General features: G+C 70.8%; 20 protein-coding genes and 1 pseudogene. 7 read left to right on the top strand and 14 right to left on the bottom strand.

Features of this window, described 5'->3' with window-relative positions:
• Positions 1 to 83: 83 nt before the first annotated feature.
• On the bottom strand, positions 84 to 2225 hold the full coding sequence (locus tag MMA15_RS22610) for an APC family permease (RefSeq protein WP_277401324.1): 2142 nt from the start codon (positions 2223 to 2225) through the stop codon (positions 84 to 86).
• A 78-nt stretch (positions 2226 to 2303) separates the two neighbouring features.
• On the opposite strand from MMA15_RS22610, the gene MMA15_RS22605 reads away from it, so the two are divergent.
• Positions 2304 to 2972, top strand: coding sequence for a potassium channel family protein (locus MMA15_RS22605; RefSeq protein WP_241061929.1), 669 nt, complete (start codon positions 2304 to 2306; stop codon positions 2970 to 2972).
• 34 nt (positions 2973 to 3006) lie between these two features.
• A complete protein-coding gene (locus MMA15_RS22600) occupies positions 3007 to 3669 on the top strand; it encodes a potassium channel family protein (protein WP_241061928.1) in 663 nt (220 codons plus the stop codon).
• Between the two features lie 84 nt (positions 3670 to 3753).
• Here MMA15_RS22600 and MMA15_RS22595 read toward each other — a convergent pair whose 3' ends face one another.
• The 5 genes from MMA15_RS22595 to MMA15_RS22575 all read right to left on the bottom strand — a co-directional run bounded on the left by MMA15_RS22595 (position 3754) and on the right by MMA15_RS22575 (position 7208).
• Complete coding sequence (locus MMA15_RS22595; protein ID WP_241061927.1) at positions 3754 to 4689, bottom strand: DUF3159 domain-containing protein; 936 nt, start codon at positions 4687 to 4689, stop codon at positions 3754 to 3756.
• Positions 4690 to 4692: 3 nt separating this feature from the next.
• Positions 4693 to 5103 carry an OB-fold nucleic acid binding domain-containing protein gene (locus tag MMA15_RS22590; protein WP_241061926.1) on the bottom strand — a complete coding sequence of 137 codons (411 nt, stop codon included), beginning with the start codon at positions 5101 to 5103 and terminating at the stop codon, positions 4693 to 4695.
• 230 nt (positions 5104 to 5333) lie between these two features.
• Complete coding sequence (locus MMA15_RS22585; RefSeq protein ID WP_241061925.1) at positions 5334 to 6125, bottom strand: DUF3710 domain-containing protein; 792 nt, start codon at positions 6123 to 6125, stop codon at positions 5334 to 5336.
• Position 6126: 1 nt separating this feature from the next.
• Positions 6127 to 6624: a dUTP diphosphatase gene (dut, locus tag MMA15_RS22580; protein ID WP_241063372.1), complete on the bottom strand. Its 498-nt coding sequence runs from the start codon at positions 6622 to 6624 to the stop codon at positions 6127 to 6129.
• Positions 6625 to 6644: 20 nt separating this feature from the next.
• Positions 6645 to 7208: a PaaI family thioesterase gene (locus MMA15_RS22575; RefSeq protein WP_241063370.1), complete on the bottom strand. Its 564-nt coding sequence runs from the start codon at positions 7206 to 7208 to the stop codon at positions 6645 to 6647.
• Between the two features lie 183 nt (positions 7209 to 7391).
• Here MMA15_RS22575 and MMA15_RS22570 point away from each other — a divergent pair, with 183 nt between their 5' ends.
• Entirely contained in the window at positions 7392 to 7868 is a 477-nt protein-coding gene (locus MMA15_RS22570) for a DUF3093 domain-containing protein (RefSeq protein ID WP_241061924.1), read from the top strand.
• A gap of 108 nt (positions 7869 to 7976) precedes the next feature.
• On the opposite strand, the gene MMA15_RS22565 is transcribed toward MMA15_RS22570, so the two are convergent.
• The 4 genes from MMA15_RS22565 to MMA15_RS22550 form a co-directional block, all read right to left on the bottom strand.
• Positions 7977 to 8816 carry an EcsC family protein gene (locus tag MMA15_RS22565; RefSeq protein ID WP_241061923.1) on the bottom strand — a complete coding sequence of 280 codons (840 nt, stop codon included), beginning with the start codon at positions 8814 to 8816 and terminating at the stop codon, positions 7977 to 7979.
• Between the two features lie 20 nt (positions 8817 to 8836).
• A complete protein-coding gene (locus MMA15_RS22560; RefSeq protein WP_070010553.1) occupies positions 8837 to 9136 on the bottom strand; it encodes a DUF4193 domain-containing protein in 300 nt (99 codons plus the stop codon).
• Between the two features lie 454 nt (positions 9137 to 9590).
• On the bottom strand, positions 9591 to 10883 hold the full coding sequence (locus MMA15_RS22555; RefSeq protein ID WP_241061922.1) for a sensor histidine kinase: 1293 nt from the start codon (positions 10881 to 10883) through the stop codon (positions 9591 to 9593).
• Positions 10884 to 10888: 5 nt separating this feature from the next.
• The gene (locus MMA15_RS22550) at positions 10889 to 11542 is read right to left on the bottom strand and encodes a response regulator transcription factor (protein ID WP_241061921.1); all 654 of its coding nucleotides are present in this window, start codon (positions 11540 to 11542) and stop codon (positions 10889 to 10891) included.
• A gap of 368 nt (positions 11543 to 11910) precedes the next feature.
• On the opposite strand from MMA15_RS22550, the gene MMA15_RS22545 reads away from it, so the two are divergent.
• Positions 11911 to 12144, top strand: coding sequence for a hypothetical protein (locus tag MMA15_RS22545; protein ID WP_241063556.1), 234 nt, complete (start codon positions 11911 to 11913; stop codon positions 12142 to 12144).
• 199 nt (positions 12145 to 12343) lie between these two features.
• Here MMA15_RS22545 and MMA15_RS22540 read toward each other — a convergent pair whose 3' ends face one another.
• Both MMA15_RS22540 and MMA15_RS22535 read right to left on the bottom strand, forming a co-directional pair.
• On the bottom strand, positions 12344 to 13153 hold the full coding sequence (locus tag MMA15_RS22540) for an inositol monophosphatase family protein (protein WP_241061920.1): 810 nt from the start codon (positions 13151 to 13153) through the stop codon (positions 12344 to 12346).
• Between the two features lie 148 nt (positions 13154 to 13301).
• Positions 13302 to 14531, bottom strand: coding sequence for a ferrochelatase (locus MMA15_RS22535; RefSeq protein WP_241061919.1), 1230 nt, complete (start codon positions 14529 to 14531; stop codon positions 13302 to 13304).
• Positions 14532 to 14724: 193 nt separating this feature from the next.
• On the opposite strand from MMA15_RS22535, the gene MMA15_RS22530 reads away from it, so the two are divergent.
• Together MMA15_RS22530 and sepH are read left to right on the top strand one after the other, a co-directional pair.
• Positions 14725 to 16083: a D-arabinono-1,4-lactone oxidase gene (locus MMA15_RS22530; RefSeq protein WP_241061918.1), complete on the top strand. Its 1359-nt coding sequence runs from the start codon at positions 14725 to 14727 to the stop codon at positions 16081 to 16083.
• A 716-nt stretch (positions 16084 to 16799) separates the two neighbouring features.
• Positions 16800 to 17891 (top strand): septation protein SepH, encoded by a 1092-nt coding sequence (gene sepH, locus MMA15_RS22525; RefSeq protein ID WP_241061917.1) that lies wholly within the window; start codon positions 16800 to 16802, stop codon positions 17889 to 17891.
• 262 nt (positions 17892 to 18153) lie between these two features.
• Here sepH and MMA15_RS22520 read toward each other — a convergent pair whose 3' ends face one another.
• On the bottom strand, positions 18154 to 18996 hold the full coding sequence (locus MMA15_RS22520) for a sulfurtransferase (RefSeq protein ID WP_241061916.1): 843 nt from the start codon (positions 18994 to 18996) through the stop codon (positions 18154 to 18156).
• A 189-nt stretch (positions 18997 to 19185) separates the two neighbouring features.
• Between MMA15_RS22520 and MMA15_RS22515 the strand changes: the two are divergent.
• Positions 19186 to 20128, top strand: a pseudogene (locus tag MMA15_RS22515) (VOC family protein).
• Here MMA15_RS22515 and MMA15_RS22510 read toward each other — a convergent pair.
• Positions 20125 to 20793, bottom strand: coding sequence for a thymidine kinase (locus MMA15_RS22510; RefSeq protein WP_241061915.1), 669 nt, complete (start codon positions 20791 to 20793; stop codon positions 20125 to 20127). The pseudogene MMA15_RS22515 and the gene MMA15_RS22510 sit on opposite strands and share 4 nt — an antisense overlap.
• Positions 20794 to 20844: the final 51 nt, after the last annotated feature.

The raw sequence follows: 20844 nt of genomic DNA, 5'->3' as shown, positions 1-20844 counted from the left end.
GAACGCGAGCGCGCGCCGCGAGCGTTCACGCGCCGCCGACGCTCCCATGAGAGCGCGAGTACCCGAGTACGCGACCGTGCAGTCTACTGTCCGCCGGGACCGTTCCCGCCCGCCGAGCCCCCGCCGCTGCCGCTCCCGCCGCTGCCGGTCGGGCCGTTGCCGCTGCCGCCGGTGCCCGCGCCGCCGTTCTGGCCTCCGCCGCGGCGTCCCCCGCCGGGCCGCGCGGGCCCCCGGCGCACCGAACCCGGTGCGCTCCACTCGGCGCGCTTCCGCAGGCGCTTCCGCGCCAGTTCGGACGACTCGAGCTGCCAGGGCACGGACGTCACCATCACGCCGGGGGTGTACAGCAGCCGCCCCTTGAGCCTCAACGCGCTCTGGTTGTGCAGCAGTTGCTCGTACCAGCGGCCCACGACGTACTCGGGGATGTAGACGCTGACCACGTCCCTGGGGTTCTCCTTGCGCAGCCGCTTGACGTAGTCGATCACCGGCCGCGTGATCTCCCGGTACGGAGAGTCGAGGATCTTCAACGGCACATCCATGCCGGTCTCCTCCCACTCCCTGCGCAACTGCGCGGTCTCGTCCGCGTCGACGCTGATGGTGAGGGCCTCCAGCGTGTCCGAGCGCATCAGCTTGGCGTAGGCGAGCGCGCGCATCGTCGGCTTGTGCGTCTTGGACACCAGCACGATGGAGTGCACGCGGGAGGGCCGCACACGCTTCTCGTCCGGATCGTCGGCCGCCAGCTCCTCCGCGACGAGGTCGTAGTGGCGCCGGATGGCCGTCATCACGCCGTAGAACAGCAGCATGCCCAGCAGCGAGACCCACGCGCCGTGCCCGAACTTGGTGACCAGTACGACGACGAGCACCAGCCCCGTGCAGAAGGCACCGAAGGTGTTGATGGCCCGCGAGCGGTGCATGCGGCGGCGGGCGGACGGGTCGGTCTCGTCGGCGAGCAGCCGGTTCCAGTGCCGGACCATCCCGGTCTGGCTGAGGGTGAAGGAGACGAAGACGCCGACGATGTAGAGCTGGATGAGGCGTGTGGAGTCCGCGTCGTAGACGACGACCAGTATGGCGGCGGCGCCTGCCAGCAGGACGATGCCGTTGGAGAAGGCCAGCCGGTCGCCCCGTGTGTGCAACTGCCGCGGCAGATAACGGTCCTGGGCCAGGATCGAACCCAGCAGCGGGAAGCCGTTATACGCGGTGTTCGCGGCGAGGAAGAGCACCAGCGCGGTGGCTGCCGCGAGAAAGACGAAGGGGAAGGTGCCGTCACCGAAGACGGCGGCGGCCACCTGGGAGATGACCGGGTTCTGCGCATAGCCGGAGCCCGCGGGCTTGCCGTTGATGATCAGGTCCGTCGCCGGGTTCTCCGCCATCTTCACGTCGGTGGCCAGCGCCAGGACGATCACGCCGCAGAACATCACGACGGCGATCAGGCCCATCATGGCCAAAGTGGTGGCCGCGTTGCGGGACTTGGGCTTGCGGAAGGCCGGTACGCCGTTGCTGATGGCCTCGACTCCCGTGAGCGCCGCACAACCGGAGGAGAAGGCACGCAGCAGCAGAAAGGCGAGCGCAAACCCGGTGAGCCCGCCGCTGTGTTCGGCGTGGATCTCGAAGTCGGCGGTGGGCGCCCGCATCTCCTCCCCGAGCACGGCCCCGCGTATGACGCCCCAGAGGATCATCACGAAGACGCCCGCCACGAAGCAGTACGTGGGGATCGCGAAGAGCTTGCCCGACTCCCGTACGCCGCGCAGATTCATCAGCGTCAGCAGCACGATCGTCACCACGGCCGCGAGGGTCTTGTGCTCGACGACGAACGGCACGGCGGAGCCGAGGTTCTCCACACCGGAGGAGATGGAAACGGCCACCGTCAGCACGTAGTCGACCAGCAGCGCGCTGGCGACGGTCAGTCCGGCCCGGCGGCCCAGGTTGGTGGTGGCGACCTCGTAGTCGCCGCCGCCGGAGGGGTACGCGCGTACGTTCTGCCGGTAGGAGGCGACCACGGTGAACATCAGCACCACGACGGCCGCGGCGATCCACGGGCTGAAGTGGTAGGCCGATACTCCCGCCACGGACAGCACCAGCAGCACCTCGCCCGGTGCGTACGCCACCGACGACAGCGGGTCGGAGGCGAAGACGGGCAGCGCGATGCGCTTGGGCAGCAGCGTTTCGGCCAGCCGGTCGCTGCGAAGAGCACGCCCGAGCAGAAGTCGCTTCGGTAGATGGGTCATCCTTGGCACGGGGAGGATCGTATGCGGTCAGCCGTGCGATCCTGAGACGGCCCGCTGTATGTGACGAGAGGGACGGGCGTGCATGTAGTGATCATGGGCTGCGGCCGGGTCGGCGCTGAGCTCGCGCAGGCACTGGAGCAGCAGAGCCACACCGTCGCGGTCGTGGACCAGGACCCGACGGCCTTCCGTCGCCTCGGTTCGGGTTTCGGCGGGCGACGGGTCTCCGGCGTCGGCTTCGACCAGGACACCCTGCGCGAGGCCGGGATCGAGGAGGCCGGGGCGTTCGCCGCGGTCAGCAGCGGGGACAACTCCAACATCATCGCGGCCCGTGTGGCACGCGAGATGTTCGGCATCGAGCACGTCGCGGCACGCATCTACGACCCCAAGCGGGCCGAGGTCTACCAGCGCCTCGGTATCCCCACGGTGGCCACCGTGCGCTGGACCGCCGACCAGATGCTGCGCCGGCTGCTGCCCTCCGGGGCGGAGCCGCTGTGGCGCGATCCGAGCGGTGGTGTGCAGCTCGCGGAGGTGCACGCTTCGCCGGAGTGGGTCGGACACCGGGTGAGCAGGCTCCAGGAGGAGGCCGGAGTACGGGTCGCCTTCCTGACCAGGGTGGGCGAGGCGATGCTGCCGACCTCCCAGACGGTCCTTCAGGAGGGCGATCTGGTGCATGTGATGATGCGCTGCGATCAGATCGACCAGGTTGAGGCCGTCTTCGCGAACGGGCCCGAGGAGGGCGGTTCGTGACCGGCGTAAGCACAGCGAACAGGGGACTCGGCCGATGAGGGTAGCTATTGCGGGCGCGGGCGCCGTGGGCCGCTCGATCGCGGGCGAGCTGCTGGAGAACGGGCACGAGGTGCTGCTCATCGACAAGGCGCCGACGGCGATCTCGGTGGAGCGCGTGCCTCAGGCGGAGTGGCTGCTCGCCGACGCCTGCGAGATCACCTCGCTCGACGAGGCCGCCCTGGAACGCTGCAACGTGGTGATCGCGGCCACCGGCGACGACAAGGTCAATCTGGTCGTCTCGCTTCTCGCCAAGACGGAGTACGGAGTCCCGCGCGTCGTCTCACGCGTCAACAACCCCAAGAACGAATGGCTGTTCAACGAGTCGTGGGGCGTCGACGTCGCCGTTTCGACACCGCGGCTGATGTCGGCGCTCGTCGAGGAAGCCGTGAGCGTCGGCGATCTTGTGCGGCTGCTGCGCTTCTCCCAGGGCGACGCGAACCTCGTGGAGCTGACGCTGCCGCCGGAGGCCGCGCTGGCCGGTACGCGTGTCGGCGATGTGCAGTGGCCCGAGGACACGGCCCTGGTCACCATCATCAGGGGCAACCGGGTGCTGGTGCCCGACCGGGACGACGCGCTGGAGGTCGGCGACGAGCTGCTGTTCGTGGCCGCCCCCGCACGCGAGGCCCAGCTTGAGGATCTGCTCTCGGTACGGGGCTGACCGCCGCAGGCCAGGCGGCCGACGGGAGCCACCCGGCCCGGCGTGCCCGGCCCGCGGAGCGCCGACCGGGCCTGCGAGTGCGGGTCAGCGGCGGTGCCGGCCGCCGGTCCCGGTGCCGCCCGTGCCGGGGCGCCCCGAACCCGGGCCCGCCTCGTCCCGTAGCGCTTCCGCGTCCGCGAGCAGCGCGCGCTCGGCGTCGTGGGCGAACCCCTCACCGATCGCGTCGAGCGTCTTGCGCTCGTGCTGCGCCTGCTCCTCGCGCTTCTCCCGTTCGTTCTCGGCCTCTTCCTCCGCCTCCATCTCCGCGATGACGTTGATGGGCGCGGGCGCCTTCGCCAGGAAGATCCACGTCAGATAGACCGCGAGCAGGAACGGCGGGATCTTCAGCGCGATCGTCACCCAGCCGAACCGGGTGGTGTCGCCCCACAGATACAGCGGGAAGAGGATCGCCGACTTACCGAGCAGGATGAGGCCCCATGCGTAACTGGCCTTGGTGTACGCCTTCTTGCGGCCCGGGTTCCGCTTGCGCCAGGAGAGGTTCTCCTTGAAGACCGGCCCGAGCACCAGCCCCAGCAGCGGCACACCGGCCGCCGCGGTGACGATGTACGCGACGGCCAGGCCCAGCGTGTAGAACATGCCCGGCAGATAGAAGTCCTTGGCGTTGCCGGTCATCATCGCGAACAGCACGCCGAACGCGACGCCGAATACGCCGCTGAAGGCGTGCTTGACGGTGTCGCGGCGGATCAGCCGGAAGACCCCCAGCACCGCGGAGATCGCGAGAGCCGTCAGCGCAGCGGCGTGGATGTCCTTGTTGACGGTGTAGATCGCGATGAAGACCAGCCCGGGAAGGGTCGTCTCCACCAGCCCGCGGAGCCCGCCGAAGGCTTCGAAGAGGGCGGCTTCGGTGACGGCGTGAGAGGCGGGCGCCTCGCCGTCGGCCCCGGCTGTGGAACCGGATTCGGAGCCTGCACCGGGATCTGGTCCGGTTCCGTCCGTGGTCGGCTTGTCGAGGGGGGTCACCCACTACTCCTGTCCGAGGGGTCGCAACTCGTACTTCGGGTTGAACATCACCGGGCGCCCGTGGTGCATCGAGATCCGCCCCCACGCGATGAGGCCGCGGCCCGGCTCGATTCCGGCGATGGCCCTGCGGCCCAGCCAGACCACGTCCAGCGCGGCGGACCCGTCGAACAACTCCGCCTCCAGCGTCGGCACTCCGGCCCGGGGGCGCAGGGTGACGGTGCGCAGAGTACCCGTCACACGCACGATCTGGCGGTCACCGCAGGCCGCGATGCGGGTGCAGCCCGTGCTGTCGGCCTCCTGCCGCAGCTCCTGGGAGTGCAGGTCCTCCTCCGAGGAGGACAGCCGCTCAAGGAACCTGCGGAAGCGCCCGCCTGCGCCCCGCTGTTCCTTCTCTGCTCGGGTCGCGCCAGTCATGGTGCCCAGGGTACCGGTGGGTCCGCGCCCCGATGACGCCTGCCGGATGTCGGCTCCCAGCCGGTGATCCCGGGGTTGGGGCGGCCTCACCGGCCGTCCGGGGACCGGAACGCGACGAGCCGCCGGCGGCCCGCTCACGGCAGGCACACACGGCGGCTCGCAGCACTCCTCGGCTTGCGCTCCTCGGCGCACGCCCCTGGGCTGTGTCCCGAGGGTTCAGCGCACGCGCGTCAGCGGACCTCGCTGATCTCCGGGCCACGCTGAAGCTTGTCGAGCCCGCCCGCGAAGCGCGAGCCCTCCTCGACGGTCTCCTGCTGGACGCCGTCCGGGACCATCTGCGCGTCCTCGGGCAGCTTGAGGACGATCGGGTCGCGCGGCGCCATCGGGGACTCGCCCCGGACGATCACCGTGTCACGGAAGACCTGCTCCAGCAGCCCGCCCGTCTGCGGCTGTACGGCGCCCTGGCCGGAGATCACGCCGCGCAGGAACCAGCGGGGCCCGTCGACACCGACGAAGCGCACGACCTGCACGCCGTTCGTACCGTCCGGGAGCTGCACCGGGACCTGGGCGCGAAGCTCCCAGCCCAGCGGGCCCTCGACCTCGTCGATGACACCGCCCTGCTTGGTGATGCCCGTCGCGATCTCCTCGCGCACCTCTTCCCACAGGCCCTCGCGCTTGGGCGCGGCGAACGCCTGCAACTGAAGGGCACTGTCCTGAACGACGAGGGTGGCCGCGACGATCGACTCCCCCGCGACCTCGACGCGCAGCTCCATGCCCTCCACGCCCGGCACATACAGACCGCCGAGATTGACGCGGCCGTTGCCGGGGTCGGTGACCTCGCTCACGTCCCAGGGACCGTCGGGACGGGGCGCCGGCGGCAGCTTCACGCGCGTCGCCTCGGCGTCCGTGACCGCGTCGGCGGAGCGGGAGTCGTCCGCCGCGGCGTCCTGCTCGTACGAGCCGAAGTCGTCCGAGGTGCCCGTCTCAGGCTCTTCGCTCTTCTTGCGACGACGTCCGAACACGTCACTGTCCTCTCAGGTCGGAATGCCGGTCGGCCCCGACCGGAACGTAGTCATTCTGATGTGCGGCGGCCTGGCTGTGACCGCCTGTGGAGCCGAATCCCCCTGCGGCCCGCGCCGAGCCCGGCAACTCCGCCACCTCGTGGAAACGCACCTTCTCCACCTGCTGGACGACGAGTTGGGCAATGCGGTCGAGACGCTCGAACCGCACGGTCTCGTGCGGGTCAAGATTGGCCACGATCACCTTGATCTCCCCACGGTACCCGGCATCGACGGTTCCCGGTGCATTGACCAAAGAGATCCCGCAGCGGGCGGCAAGCCCCGAGCGGGGATGCACGAACGCCGCGTATCCCTCGGGCAGCGCGATGGAGATCCCGGTGGGCAGCACGGCACGCTCACCGGGCGCCAGCACGGCGGGCTCTGTGGTGACGAGGTCGCATCCGGCGTCGCCGGGGTGTGCGTAGGACGGCACGGGGACACCGGGGTCCAGGCGCCGCAGCATGACGTCGACGGGTTCGCTGCTCACGGGTTCACCTCGAAGGCCCTCGCCCTGCGGACCTGGTCCGGGTCGGCCATGGCGGCCTCGATCTCCTCGTCGCGGCCGTGCTCCGTGAAGTGCGAGACGTTCACCTTGATGAACAGGGCTTCCGCGCGCACCGCGACGGGCCCGTCCGGTCCGCCGATCCGGCCGGTCGCCCTGGTGAAGACCTTCCGCCCGTCGACGGCGGTGACCTCCGCGCCGAGGCGCAGCACCGTGCCGACCGGGACGGGCCGTACGAAGTCGGTCTCCAGGCGGCCCGTCACCATGATCGTGTGCATGAGCCAGCCCAGCGAGCCCATCGTCTCGTCCAGGGCCGTGGACAGCACACCGCCGTGGGCCAGTCCGGGCGCGCCCTGATGTACGGGCCGCACCGTGAACTCGGCGGTGACGGCGACGCCTTCGCCCGCTCTGGCCTCCAGGTGCAGGCCGTGCGCCTGGCCGCCGCCGCAGCCGAAGCACTTCTCGTAGTGGGAGCCGAGCAGCTCTCCGGGGGCCGGTGCGTCGGGATGCCGTACCGCCCCGGCGGCGCCCGGAGGAGGAGTCAGGGGCGTCGGCGAGGTCGTCGGTGGCGCGGCCCGGCCGGTGCTCTCCTCCGGCGCGTTCCACGGTCGTGCTGTACTCACGTGTGCAGACCTTACCGCCGGGTTACGGGGGTGCGTCGTGGAAGCGGCCGCAGCGGTCCACTGGGCGGGCGTGAGCGCCACGGGAGCCGTGACAGGCTTGGCCGCATGGTTGCTCAGGAACAGCCCTACGACGAACGCCTCACGGCCCCCCGCTCGTGGTGGCTCATCGCCGGTCTGGTGGGCGTGGGGGGCGCGCTGATCATGCTGCCGCTGGGCGTTCTACCGATGCTCGCGGGCCTTGCGGCGGGAGGCGTCCTCGCGGCGGTCGCGGTCAGTTCGTACGGCTCGGCACGCATCCGCGTCGTGTCGGGCTCGCTCGTCGCCGGGGACGCGCGCCTGCCGCTGTCGGCGCTGGGGACGGCCCACGTGCTCGACGAGGAGGAGGCGTTCGCCTGGCGCACGCACAAGGCGGACCCTCGCGCGCACATGCTGCTGCGCAGCTATATCCGCACCGCGTTGCGCGTGGAGGTGACGGACCCGGACGATCCGACGCCCTACCTCTATCTCTCCACGCGTACGCCGCGACGGCTCGCCGAGGCGCTCTCGGCCGCCTCGGAACGGCGTCCGGCTTCCCCGGACTGAGGCCGGTCCGAGGCCGGGAACAAACCGAGGTCGAGGCCAGGCGCGAGCGCCGGGGAGTCCAACTCGGCGCGCAGGCCGGGGAATTGGGTGCCGGACGCCGAGACCGGTTCAGCTTGAGGAGGGCGGCAGGGCTGCCCTGCCGGAGCTCCCGGGACCCGGTCCGCCGTCCAGGCCGTCGCCGCCGTCACCGGGCGGCAGCGCCTCCCAGCCGTCTCCGGCCTTACGCAGATCGTCCCTGATCTTCTCGGCGATCTTCTTGGTGTCGCGGCTGTTCATCACGGCACCGACGGCGGCGCCCACCATGAAGGGCGTCAGATTGGGGAGGTTGCGCACCGTGCGCTTGAGGAGCTGCTGGCGCAGCTCGCGCTTCATCTGGCCGCCGAGGGCGGCGTTCAAGGTCGTGGGCCTGGTGATGTCGATGCCGCGCTCGGAGGTCCACGCCCCGAGATAGGCGGCGGCCCGCTGCTTCACATTGCCGGGCGGCCGGCGCCCGTAGACCTCGTGGAGTTCGGCGATGAGCTTCAGCTCGACGGAGGCGACACCGACGATCTCGGCGGCCAACTCGGCGGGCATCGCCGGTGGTACGGGCAGCATCGCGGCGGCACCGACTCCGGCACCGACTGTCGCCGAGCCGCGTACCGCACCGGCGACCAGCTTGTCCGCGATCTCTTCCGGGCCGAGCCCGGGGAACTGCTTGCGGAGCGTCTCCAAGTCGCGCACCGGGATGCGCGGCGCCGTCTCGACGACGCGGTCGGCTACGACGCCGAAGAAGGCTCGTACCCGCCCCTGGCCGCGCTGCTGCGCGGCATCGCCGGTCCCCGCGGCTCTGGCGCCCCCCTTGCGCGGCCACGGGAGAAGGGACCGCTGACGCGGCTTCGCGGGAACCGGTACGAGCGAGGTCCGCTGGTCGGGCTCGCCTCGCTCGTCGTCACGCGTTCCGTCCGCCACTACGGCAGGCCCCGCGCCGGTCAGGCCGCGCAGTCGCGGCAGACGGGCTGGCCGTTCTTCTCAGCGGCGAGCTGGGACCGGTGGTGGACGAGGAAGCAGCTCATGCACGTGAACTCGTCGGCCTGGCGGGGCAGCACCCGCACGGACAGCTCCTCGTTCGAGAGGTCCGCGCCGGGCAGCTCCAGACCCTCGGCCTGCTCGAACTCGTCCACGTCCACGTTGGACGCCGACTTGTCGTTGCGCCGGGCCTTCAGCTCTTCGATGCTGTCTTCGTTGACGTCGTCATCGGTCTTGCGTGGGGTGTCGTAGTCCGTTGCCATTTCGCTCTCCCCCTCTGGGTTTCTGTGGTGTCTCCAGCGCACGTAACGCGTGAGAGGCCGGACTTGTGCCCGACCTGAGGCGGAGATTTTGCCTCACATCAAGGTCTGTTACTCAATCGACACCCAACCGCACCCCTGAAGAGGTGATCGCGTCGGCTGCCGAGGAGGACCTTAAACGGTCCCCTGCTCGCGCTGCGCGCACGCACCCCGGGTACTGCCCACGATCTCCACCTGCGGAAACCTGGATTTTCCGGTAATTCTTCCCGTACCCGGGTCACCCAGGGTGCCGAAGCGGAAAATCGTGTGTGTGATCGATCACAGAAAAGATCGCTGCGCGCCACGGGACAAAATTCCGCATATAGCGAACTCGTGGAGTTATCCTCCCGGGCTCCGCCCCGGAATTTCGTCACCGTGTGTACCCGCTCATGCACCGGGCGCCGGACGTCCCCGGTACTCAGACGGGCAGCACGACGCGCAGCGCCAGACCGCCCTCCTCCCGCCGCTCCGCCGTCACCGTGCCCCCGTGGGCACGCGCCACCGACCGCACGATCGACAAGCCGAGGCCCACCCCCTTGTCGCTGCCCGTACGGTCGCTGCGCAGGCGCCGGAAGGGCTCGAAGAGGTTGTCGATCTCGTACGCGGGGACCGCCGGGCCCGTGTTCTCGACGAGCAGCATCGCGTGGCCGGGCAGGGCCTCGGTGGCGACGGAGACCCAGCCGTCCTCCTGCTGGTTGTAACGCACCGCGTTCTGCACGAGGTTGAGCGCGACGCGCTCCAGCAGCACCCCGTTCCCCTGTACGTACACGGGATGGCGCACGCCGCGCAGCTCGATGCCCTTGCTGTCCGCCTCGGGACGTACCTGCTCGACGGCGTGTGCGGCGACCTCGGCGAGATCGACGGGCTTGCGGTCGACGATCTCGTTCTCGCTGCGGGCGAGCAGCAGCAGCCCCTCCACTAGCTGTTCGCTGCGTTCGTTGGTGGCCAGCAGGGTCTTGCCGAGCTGCTGTAGCTCGGGCGACGCCTCCGGATCGGAGAGCTGGACCTCCAGCAGCGTGCGGTTGATGGCGAGGGGCGTGCGCAGCTCGTGGGAGGCGTTCGCGACGAAGCGCTGCTGGGCGGTGAAGGCCCGGTCGAGCCGGTCCAGCATGTCGTCGAAGGTGTCCGACAGCTCCTTCAACTCGTCGTCCGGGCCCTCCAGTTCGATCCGCTTGTGCAGGTCGGAGCTGGCGACCTGGCGGGCGGTGCGGGTGATGCGTCCCAGCGGGGACAGCACACGCCCGGCCATGACGTAGCCGAAGGCGAAGGCGGCCACGGCGAGGCCCAGCAGCGCCATCAGCGAGCGCTGGAGCAGCTCGTCGAGGGCGGCGGCGCGCTGTGCGTCGGTGCAGTCCTCCAGCCGCTCCATGAACTGCTCGCTGGGCAGCGTCCCCGACAGGCCGGGGCAACTGTCGGAGGTGAGCTGGGCGTTGGCGTCGAGGATGCGGAAGGGAAGCTTGCTGCCCTCGTGCAGGGCCTCCGCCGCGAGCAGATAGATGAGCGTGAGCAGCACCATGCCCGCGATGAGGAACATGCCCGCGTACAGCAGCGTGAGCCGTATCCGGATCGTCGGGCGCAGCCAGGGATACGGACGGGACGGCTCGCCCGGGTCCCATGTGGGCTTGGGCGGCGCGGTCGCGGACGCTGAGGGCGGCAGGCCACCGGAGTCCGCGGAGTGCGGGGGCTCGGAGGGGGTCGTGTGGGCGGCCATGGCGATCAGATCCTGTATCCGGCGCCGGGGACGGTGTGGATCACCGGGGGCTCGCCGAGCTTGCGGCGCAGCGTCATCACGGTGACCCGTACGACGTTGGTGAAGGGGTCGGTGTTCTCGTCCCAGGCCTTCTCCAGAAGCTGCTCGGCGGAGACGACGGTGCCCTCGCCCCGCATCAGCACCTCCAGCACGGCGAACTCCTTCGGCGCGAGCGCGATCTCGGCGCCGTTGCGGAAGACCTCGCGGCGGTTCGGGTCGAGTCTGATCCCTGCGCGTTCCAGCACGGGCGGCAGCGGCGAGGTGGCCCGCCTGCCCAGGGCCCGTACGCGGGCGACGAGTTCGGAGAAGGCGAAGGGCTTGGGCAGATAGTCGTCCGCGCCGATCTCCAGGCCCTCGACCCGGTCGCTGACGTCGCCGGACGCGGTGAGCATCAGCACCCTCGTGGGCAGCCCGAGGTCGACGATGCTGCGGCAGACGTCGTCGCCGTGTACGAGGGGGAGGTCACGGTCGAGGACGACGACGTCGTAGTCGTTGACGTCGATGCGCTCCTGGGCCGCCGCTCCGTCGTAGACCACGTCGACGGCCATGGCTTCCCGGCGGAGTCCCGTCGCGACGGCGTCGGCGAGCAACTGCTCGTCCTCGACGACGAGTACGCGCACTGCGCTTCCTCCCTGCCCTTGCTGTTCTGGGGTTGGACCGGCTGTTTCCTGCTGTTCCGGCTGTGCCCGCTGCTTCCGGCTGTGCTGGTGCTCTGCTGGTTCTCTGCTGGTTCTCTGCTGGTCCTCCCGGCTTCCGCCGGTGGCCCTCGCGGTGCTGCAATCCTGCCCCGTACCTCGGTAAATCGTCGGTAAGGGCCGGGCCGGAGCGGTAGCGCGAGATTTTTCCGGCCTTGAGGTTTCTTTGAGGTTGCGGAGGGGGAGGACGAGGGGCACACCCCGCGATCACGCCCTGTAGGCGGCTAGCCACCTCGACCGAGAGATCTGTCGCTCCGGCTGCCGACCGTCCAGCCAGGGAGCACGTCGTGATCATGATCGACAGAACCCTCGGCACACTCCCCGTGCCACCGACCCATGACGAGGGGGCGCACATGGACGCGTTCACTGCCGGACTTCTGCAGCGTATACAGAACACCGAGAGCGACCTGAGCCGCGCTCGTGAGTCGGGCGACGACTTCCTCGTGGACGTCGAGCAGTCGGAGCTGGAAGACCTTCGCCGGATCGCCGCCGAGCACGGCGTGGAGATCGGCGCCAGCACGGTCTGAACGCCCTGGGCCGAGGTGGACGGTTCCCCGTCCGTAGCCGCCGGCCGGACCGAACCCCATACGGAACGAAGTGGGCCCCGGGAGCCCCCCGCCCCGGGGCTCACTCATGTCCGGGCGCGGTCACCGACGGAGTGGCCTCCCGCCCATGGCAGCGATACGGCGGTACGGGCCGCGGGGACAACGTGCAAGCGGTACGGCCTCAGTCGTGCCAGGCGCCGAGACGGTCGAGCAGCGGCTGGAGGATCTCGAAGACGCCCGGTGACGCGGCGACGGCCAGTTCGCCGTCGGCGGGCAGACCCGGACGGCCACCGGTACGCGCCCCCGCCTCACGTGCGATGAGGTCGCCCGCGGCCAGGTCCCAGGCGTGCAGCCCGCGCTCGTAGAAGGCGTCGAGCCGTCCCGCGGCGACGTCGCACAGGTCGACGGCGGCCGAGCCGGAGCGGCGGATGTCGCGGACGCGGGGGATCAACTGCCGTACCAGTTCCGCCTGGGCGGCCCGCCGCTCCGCCACGTAGTTGAAGCCGGTGCCCACCAGGGCCTGGTCGAAGGGCGGCGCGGGACGGCACTGGACGGGCTGGGCGTTGCGGAAGGCACCGTGGCCGAGTGCGGCGCGGAAGGTCTCGCGCCGCGGGGGCGACTCGACGACGCCGATGACGGTCTCGCCTTCGAACTCCGCGGCGATGGAGACGGCCCAGCTCGGCAGCCCGTACAGATAGTTCACGGTGCCGTCGAGGGGGTCGACGATCCAGCGGACGCCGCTCGTACCGGCCGAGGACGAGCCCTCCTCGCCGAGGAAGCCGTCGTCGGGGCGGCGCTCGGAGAGATAGCCGGTGATGAGTTTCTCGGAGGCGAGGTCCATCTCCGTGACCACGTCGACGGAACTGGACTTGGTGGCGGAGACCCCGAGGTCGTCGGGGCGTCCGTCGTGCAGGAGGGCACCGGCGCGGTGGGCGGCCTCCAGGGCGAGTTCGAGGAGTTCGGCCTTGAGCTGGTCGACCTGGGCGCTCACGTTTCTCCTTGCTCGGGCTCGGGGCTCGTGGCTCGGAGCCCGGGACTCTGTGCTCGGGGCTGCTCGGCTTGCTAGGGGCGTGCCACCCAGTGTTCCCCTCCAGCGCGGTGGTTCCGCGTCCGCCCCCACCGGGAGTTCCGCGCGGGCCTCAGGCGTAGGGGCTGTCCGCTCCGGCCGCCGCGGGCTTTCCCGTACGGCCGGGGCAGCAGGCCACGGGGCACACGTCGTGGCTGGGTCCCAGCGCGCCGACGGCGCAGCGCTCGGGGCGTGCGCCACGTTCGACGGCTGCGCGCTCCAGCACCAGTTCCCTTACGGCGGCGACGAAACGCGGGTCGGTGCCGACCGTCGCCGAACGCGCGACGGGCAGGCCCAGTTCGCGGGCCTTGGCATCGGCCTCGGTGTCGAGGTCGTAGCGGACCTCCATGTGGTCGGAGACGAAGCCGATCGGCACCATCACGGCCGCGGGCGCGCCCCCGGCATGCAGCGCCTCCAGGTGGTCGCAGATGTCGGGCTCCAGCCACGGCACCTCGGGCGGGCCGCTGCGGGACTGGTACACCAGCTCCCAGGGGTGCTCGGTGCCGGTGCGTTCCGCCACCGCCTCGGCGACGAGCCGTGCGACGTCCAGATGCTGTGCGACATACGCGCCGCCACCGCCGTGGTCACCGGGCGGCCCGGAGGTGTCGGCGGCGGCGGTGGGGATGGAGTGGGTGGTGAAGGCGAGGGAGGCGGCGTCGCGTACGCCTGCCGGAAGCGAGTCGAGCGCGGCGAGGACGCCGTCGGCCATGGGCTCCACGAAACCGGGGTGGTTGAAGAAGTGGCGCAGCTTGTCGAGGTGTGGCGGTGTCAGGCCCTCCGCTTCGACTGCGGCCAGCGACTCGGCGAGGTTCTCCCGGTACTGGCGGCAGCCCGAGTACGAGGCGTAGGCGCTCGTGGCGAACGTCAGCACGCGGCGGCGGCCGTCTCGCGCCATCTCCCGCACAGTGTCGGTGAGATAGGGCGCCCAGTTGCGGTTGCCCCAGTAGACGGGGAGTTCGAGGCCATGCTCGGCGAAGTCCTTGCGGAGGGCGTCGCGCAGCGCGCGGCACTGGGCGTTGATGGGGCTGACGCCGTCGAAGAGGAAGTAGTGGCTTCCGACTTCGGCCAGTCGCTCGCGCGGGATGCCGCGCCCCCTGGTGACGTTCTCCAGGAACGGCACCACGTCGTCCGGGCCTTCCGGGCCTCCGAACGACAGCAGCAGCAGCGCGTCGTACGGATGGGCGCCGTCGGGACCGGGACCGGAGTCGGGGCCGGTCACGGTGCCGGCGGCGGCCGAGACGGAAGCGGAAGCGTGAGGGACGGGGCGGCCCGCGGGGTCACCGGCGTGAGGCGCATCGGACATGCCTCCAGATCCTGCCATCCCTCGTCGGCCGTCATCGGCACGACTCCCGTCAGCGGGCTCCAGGCCCGGCGGCTGCGGGAAGGCGGCTCGGCGTCGACGGCCGTGGGCGAGCGGAGGCCGTACGGGCCCCGGACGGTACGGGCTCCGCGCCGTGAGTATGATCCGATGTCACCGCGAGAGGGGGCACGGCCTGATGAGCGCGCAGCCGACGAGCAGCGGCCGGGGCGACCGGCCGGCCCGTGACGACCGGAACGCCCGTACGACCTGGCGCAACTGGGCCGGAAACGTCGCCGCCGCCCCCGCACGTACCGTCTCCCCCTCCACCACCGAGGCGCTCGCGGAGAGCGTGCGCCGCGCCGCCGAGGACGGGCTGCGCGTCAAAGCCGCGGGCACCGGCCACTCCTTCACCGCGGCGGCGGCCACGGACGGCATGCTGATCCGGCCCGAACGCCTCGCCGGGGTACGCGAGTTGGACCGCGAGGCCGGGACGGTGACCGTCGCCGCGGGCACGCCGCTGAAGCAGCTCAACGAGACCCTCGCCGCCGCCGGACTGTCGTTGACGAACATGGGCGACATCATGGAGCAGACCGTCTCCGGTGCCGTGAGCACGGGGACGCACGGCACCGGCCGTACGTCCGCGTCGCTGGCCGCACAGGTCGCCGGGCTGGAGCTGGTGTGCGCCGACGGCTCGGTGCTGCGCTGCTCGGAGCAGCAGAACCCGGAGGTCTTCGCAGCGGCGCGGCTGGGACTGGGGGCGCTGGGGGTCATCAGCGAGCTGACGTTCGCCGTGGAGCCGGAGTTCCTGCTGACGGCACGCGAAGAGCCCATGCCGTTCGAGAAGGTGACGGAGGAGTTCGACCGGCTCGTCGCGGAGAACGAGCACTTCGAGTTCTACTGGTTCCCGCACACCGAGAGCTGCAACACCAAGCGCAACAACCGCAGCGAGGGCCCGGCGAAGCCGCTGCCCCGCGTGCGGGGCTGGATCGACGACGAGCTGCTGTCCAACGGCGTCTTCCAGGGCGTCAGTTCGCTGGGGGCGGCCGTACCGGCGCTCGTGCCGGCCATCGCCCGCGTCTCCAGCAGGGCCCTCTCGGCACGCACCTACACCGACATCCCCTACCGGGTCTTCACCAGCCCGCGGCGTGTGCGCTTCATAGAGATGGAGTACGCCCTGCCGCGGGAGGCGCTGGTGCCGGCGCTGTGGGAGCTGAAGCAGCTCGTCGACCGCTCGCGGCTGCGCATCGGCTTCCCCGTCGAGGTGCGTACGGCACCGGCGGACGGCATTCCGCTGTCGACGGCGAACGGGCGCGAGACGGCGTACATCGCCGTGCACATGTACCGGGGCTCGCCGCACGAGACGTACTTCACGGAGGCCGAGCGGATCATGACCGCGCACGAGGGCCGTCCGCACTGGGGAAAGCTCCACACCCGCGAGGCCTCTCAACTCGCGGACTCCTACCCGCAGTTCGGGGACTTCCTCCAGATCCGCGACCGGCTCGACCCGGACCGGGTCTTCGGGAACGACTATCTGCGGCGTGTGCTCGGCGAGTGAGCGGCGGCGGTCGCGGACACCCGCGCGGCACGGGGACGGACGTCGGTGACACCCCGCCGGGTTCGCTCGGGCCCGGCCCGGTGCTCGACTGCCGCTCCCATGCGCGGAGTTCGGGGCACACGGTGGGGCACACGCGCGGAGCGTTCGCCCGTGTTCTGCCTCCGTCCGCCCCCCGCACGCCCCGGGCGCCCCGCCCGGTCACCCACGGGCAGGATTCCGTCGGCACGAAGCCGTTCGTATGAAGTAGTCACCGTTATGGGGGACTTGGCGGACCGTTCTGCCGACGGGACGTCAACGGACCGTACCGGCCGGTCCGTTCATAACGGGTACGGAAGTGGGCAATATCCGAAGGCAAGGGTTCCGTTCCGGCCGGATCTGTGACTCTTGCCACTCCCGGAGGCCCTTTCTACGCTTGCCCGAACCGCAACCCCCCTTCCCTGACAGCAATTTGAACGGCGCGCCGGTCCACCCCCGTGGCCCTAATGGAGTAGTGTGACGAGCCCTGGCCTCGGCTCAGACCCGGCTCAGGCAGCACAGGTGACGAGGACGGTCACTATGCGTTGCGAAGTGATAACCGAGCCGCATGCGAATCCGGGAGGGTCCCGGACGGCAGGCAGATCGGCAAGGTTGTGGCAGGCCGCTCACGGGCAGGCCACACTCGTCCAGCGGGAGCAGCGACGCACGTGATGTCGGCAGGCACCACCCGGGAGGTTCACATGCCCGAACTGCGTGTCGTGGCCGTCAGCAACGACGGCACACGTCTGGTGCTCAAAGCTGCCGACAGCACGGAATACACGCTTCCGATTGACGAGCGGCTGCGCGCCGCCGTGCGGAACGACAGGGCACGCCTCGGCCAGATCGAGATCGAGGTCGAGAGCCACCTGCGACCCCGCGACATCCAGGCCCGTATACGGTCCGGTGCCTCCGCTGAGGAGGTCGCACAGCTCGCGGGCATTCCCGTCGACCGCGTACGCCGCTTCGAGGGCCCCGTGCTCGCCGAGCGCGCGTTCATGGCCGAACGCGCTCGTAAGACGCCCGTGCGCCGCCCCGGTGAGAACGCCGGGCCCCAGCTCGGCGAGGCCGTGGCCGAGCGGCTGCTGCTGCGCGGCGCCGACAGGGACGCGGTGCACTGGGACTCCTGGAGACGCGAGGACGGCACGTGGGAAGTGCTGCTCGCCTACCGGGTCGCGGGCCAGCCGCACTCGGCGACGTGGACGTACGACCCGCCGCGACGGCTCGTACAGGCCGTCGACGACGAGGCCCGTTCGCTCATCGGGGAGACCGACGACACTCCGGAGCCCAGCACTCCGTTCGTTCCGCGTATCGCGAGGCTTCCCAGGGAGCGCGGCGACAGGAGCGAGCGCGGGGGCGGCGACCGCACGGAGCTGGAGCCCGCGGGCTTCATGGGAGCAGGGGACGGCGGCGACGGCGCGGGAGACGAACCGGACTCCCTGACAAGCCTGTTGGAGGCCGTGCCGAACTTCCGCGGCGACATGGTCGTACCGGAGCAGCAGGGCGCACCGGCGTCCGCCTCCCACACCTCGTCCACGCCGGACACGGAGAACTCCTCCGACGACGACCGTGAGGCCGAGGAAGAGGAGGAGCCGGTGGAGCCCCCGGCCACGGCCGCGGGTGCCGGCTCGGCGTACGCGGACGTGCTGATGCCACGCTCGGTCAGCGCGCACCGCGACAGGCTGAAGGGGAACACCGACCGTCAGGCGGAGGCCGACGGTGTGCGGCCGGGTCGGCGTGCTGCGGTGCCGAGTTGGGACGAGATCGTCTTCGGCACCCGGCGCAAGAAGGACTGAGACGCGGAGCGGAGCTCGGCCCGGGACACCGGGAACGCGGGACGCACCGACGTGACGGAGCGCCCCTGAACGTATGGCCTCATGCGTTCAGGGGCGCTCCGGTCTGTACCGGGGGCTCTACGGGGTCGAGGCACGGAGGGTGAACGCGCCGCGGTTCCGGCTGAGTCGGCCGGAAGCCGAAGCCGCGAGCCGCGAGCCGCGAGCCGCCGCGAACCGGAGAGGGCGCACGACGGTTTCCGAGGTTATGTGCCGGTGAGCCCGGTCAGCCGGGTTGGGGCCCCGTGGCGACCGGGCGTTCGGGATCGGCGGACCACTCGCTCCAGGAGCCCACGTACAGCGCCGCTTCGACGCCCGCCTGTGCCAGTGCCAGCACCTCATGAGCGGCTGAGACGCCCGAGCCGCAGTAGACGCCGACCTCCGTCTCGTCCGTGACGCCCAACTCACGGAAGCGGGCACGCAGTTCGTCCGGCGGACGCAGCAGCGGCGCCCCGCCCTCACCGGTGTCCGCCACGTTCAGCGCCGTCGGAGCCGAGACCGCGCCGGGGATGTGGCCGCCGACCGGGTCGATCGGCTCCACCTCGCCCCGGTACCGCTCCCCCGCGCGTGCGTCCAGCAGCACCCCGCGCCGTGCGAGAGCGGCGGCCGAGGACGCGTCCAGCACGCGCATCGCCCCGGGGCGTGGCGTGAAGTCGCCCGGTTCCGGCGTCACTTCGCCGGTCTCCAGCGGTCCGTCCCATGCGGCGAGACCGCCGTCGAGCACTCGTACATCCGGGTGCCCGGACCAGCGCAGCAGCCACCACGCCCGTGCCGCCGCCCAGCCCTGCCCGCCGTCGTAGACCACGACGGGACGGTCGCCGGAGACTCCCGCTCGGCGCATGGCCGCCCCGAAGACCACCTGCTCCGGCAGCGGATGGCGGCCGGATTCGCCCGGCGGGCCCGCGAGTTCGGAGTCGAGGTCGACGTAGACGGCTCCGGGCAGATGGCCCGACTCGTAGTCGGCCCGGCCGTTGGGTCCGCCGAGCTGCCAGCGGACGTCGAGCAGCACCGGGGCCTCGCCGCGGGCGAGTTGGTCCGCGAGAGCCGATGCGGAAGTGATGGCTGTCATCCCGCCATTTTCCCTCAGGCACGAAGGACGGACCTACGCGAAACGGGAACTGACGGCGGTGTCGGTGAGTATGGCTCCACAGGTGGTGCGAACATCGGTGAGCGGCACGGAAAGCAAGGAATCCGAAGCGTTCCGCCGCGACAATCCACGACGCGACCACATCGATGATGGTCACAAGGGAGACGACGCATGACGGAGTCAGTGGCTCGGCGCACGCAATCGAGACAGCTTCCCGGCACACCCTGCTGGGCGAGTCTGCTGGTGCGGGAGCTGAGCCGGAGCCAGGAGTTCTACCACAAGCTGTTCGGCTGGGAGTTCTATACGGGACCACATCAACCGGGGCCCTACGTACGGGCGTTGGCGGAAGGACACGAGGTGGCCGGCCTCGGGGAGATCGTGCCAGGACGGCGACTGAGCGTCGCGTGGCTGCCGTACATGGCCAGCGACGACGCGGACGAGACCGCCGGACTGATCCGGGAGCGGGGAGGCACGGTCGCCGTGGGCCCCCTGGAGGCGGACAACGCGGGCCGTATGGCCATCGCGGCGGACTCGGCGGGCGCGAGCTTCGGCGTGTGGCAGCCCGCAGCGCAGCCGGGGGGTCTCAGCCCGGCGACGGCCGAGGTGCCGGGCGCGCCCGTGTGGTACGAACTCATCACCCGTGACTCGTCCGTGGCCGGGAACTTCTATCCGGCGGTCTTCGGATACGAGCCGACGAAGGGGCACTCGGGCGACGGGACCGACGGCGGCGGCACCTCCGGCGGCGACGCCGAGGCCGAGGTCGAGGCCGACGCAGAGGTCGAGGACTATGTGACGCTCAACGTGGACGGTGCCCCCGTCGCCGGCATCCACGGCATCGGACGCGCACTCCCCGCGCGACCGCGGCCCGTACTGGAAGACCTACTTCGCCGTCTCCGACACCGACGACACCGCGCGCCGCATCCTCGAACTCGGCGGCAGCATCGTCCAGTTGCCCACCGACACGCCGCACGGGAGAGTCGCCACGGCCGAGGACCCGGAGGGCGCGCAGTTCAGCGTGATCGCCCACGACCGGCCACCGGTCGCGGCCTCCTCGTCCGGCGGACCAGACTCGTCCGGCCCGGACGCCTCCTCCGGACCCGCTTCGGGACGCTAGGTGACGTGCGGCGTGGCGGGGGCGTCGATGGGAAGTACGTCCGGGGAGAGCGCCCCCGCCCGCGCCGTCGCCGAGGTCAGCCTGCGCCGGTGGTGGCGCCGGCAGAGCACCTCGTAGCCCACCTCGCCGGTGGGTTCGCCCACGTCGCCGACGACGACCTGCGCGCCCTCGACGACCATCTTCCCGCCGACCGTACGGGCGTTGTGCGTGGCACGGGCCCCGCACCAGCACAGCGCCTCGACCTGTAGCACCTCGATACGGTCGGCCAGTTCCATCAGCCGCTGCGAGCCGGGAAAGAGCCGGGTGCGGAAGTCCGTCGCGATGCCGAAAGCGAAGACGTCCATGCCCAAGTCGTCGACGATGCGGGCCAGTTGGTCGATCTGACCGGGTGTGAGGAACTGCGCCTCGTCCACGATGACGTAGTCCGCTCTGCCGCCCGCGGTCAGATGCTTCACGAGGTGTGCGTGGAAGTCGAAGCCGTCCTGCGCCTCGACGGCGTCGGTGACGAGCCCGAGCCGGGACGACAGACGCCCCTCCCCCGCACGGTCGTTGCGCGTGAAGATCATGCCCTGGAGGCCGCGCGTGGACCGGTTGTGCTCGATCTGGAGAGCGAGTGTCGACTTGCCGCAGTCCATGGTTCCGGAGAAGAACACCAGCTCTGGCATTAAGACGTCGGCCTTTCTGAGCGGGCGGGCGGGGGGCGGACGAGGTGTGCC

The organism is Streptomyces marispadix (assembly GCF_022524345.1).
Taxonomy (GTDB): Bacteria; Actinomycetota; Actinomycetes; order Streptomycetales; family Streptomycetaceae; genus Streptomyces; species Streptomyces marispadix.
Note: the sequence above shows the minus strand (reverse complement) of the source record. Positions and strands in the feature narration are given on the sequence as shown.

What these genes read in the sequence shown, in the direction of transcription:
- MMA15_RS22610 (WP_277401324.1), bottom strand. Translation starts at nt 2,225, where the DNA reads ATGACCCATCTACCGAAGCGACTTCTGCTCGGGCGTGCTCTTCGCAGC.
- MMA15_RS22600 (WP_241061928.1), top strand. Translation starts at nt 3,007, where the DNA reads ATGAGGGTAGCTATTGCGGGCGCGGGCGCCGTGGGCCGCTCGATCGCG.
- MMA15_RS22590 (WP_241061926.1), bottom strand. Translation starts at nt 5,103, where the DNA reads ATGACTGGCGCGACCCGAGCAGAGAAGGAACAGCGGGGCGCAGGCGGG.
- dut (WP_241063372.1), bottom strand. Translation starts at nt 6,624, where the DNA reads ATGCTGCGGCGCCTGGACCCCGGTGTCCCCGTGCCGTCCTACGCACAC.
- MMA15_RS22570 (WP_241061924.1), top strand. Translation starts at nt 7,392, where the DNA reads ATGGTTGCTCAGGAACAGCCCTACGACGAACGCCTCACGGCCCCCCGC.
- MMA15_RS22560 (WP_070010553.1), bottom strand. Translation starts at nt 9,136, where the DNA reads ATGGCAACGGACTACGACACCCCACGCAAGACCGATGACGACGTCAAC.
- MMA15_RS22555 (WP_241061922.1), bottom strand. Translation starts at nt 10,883, where the DNA reads ATGGCCGCCCACACGACCCCCTCCGAGCCCCCGCACTCCGCGGACTCC.
- MMA15_RS22545 (WP_241063556.1), top strand. Translation starts at nt 11,911, where the DNA reads ATGATCGACAGAACCCTCGGCACACTCCCCGTGCCACCGACCCATGAC.
- MMA15_RS22535 (WP_241061919.1), bottom strand. Translation starts at nt 14,531, where the DNA reads ATGTCCGATGCGCCTCACGCCGGTGACCCCGCGGGCCGCCCCGTCCCT.
- MMA15_RS22530 (WP_241061918.1), top strand. Translation starts at nt 14,725, where the DNA reads ATGAGCGCGCAGCCGACGAGCAGCGGCCGGGGCGACCGGCCGGCCCGT.
- sepH (WP_241061917.1), top strand. Translation starts at nt 16,800, where the DNA reads ATGCCCGAACTGCGTGTCGTGGCCGTCAGCAACGACGGCACACGTCTG.
- MMA15_RS22520 (WP_241061916.1), bottom strand. Translation starts at nt 18,996, where the DNA reads ATGACAGCCATCACTTCCGCATCGGCTCTCGCGGACCAACTCGCCCGC.
- MMA15_RS22510 (WP_241061915.1), bottom strand. Translation starts at nt 20,793, where the DNA reads ATGCCAGAGCTGGTGTTCTTCTCCGGAACCATGGACTGCGGCAAGTCG.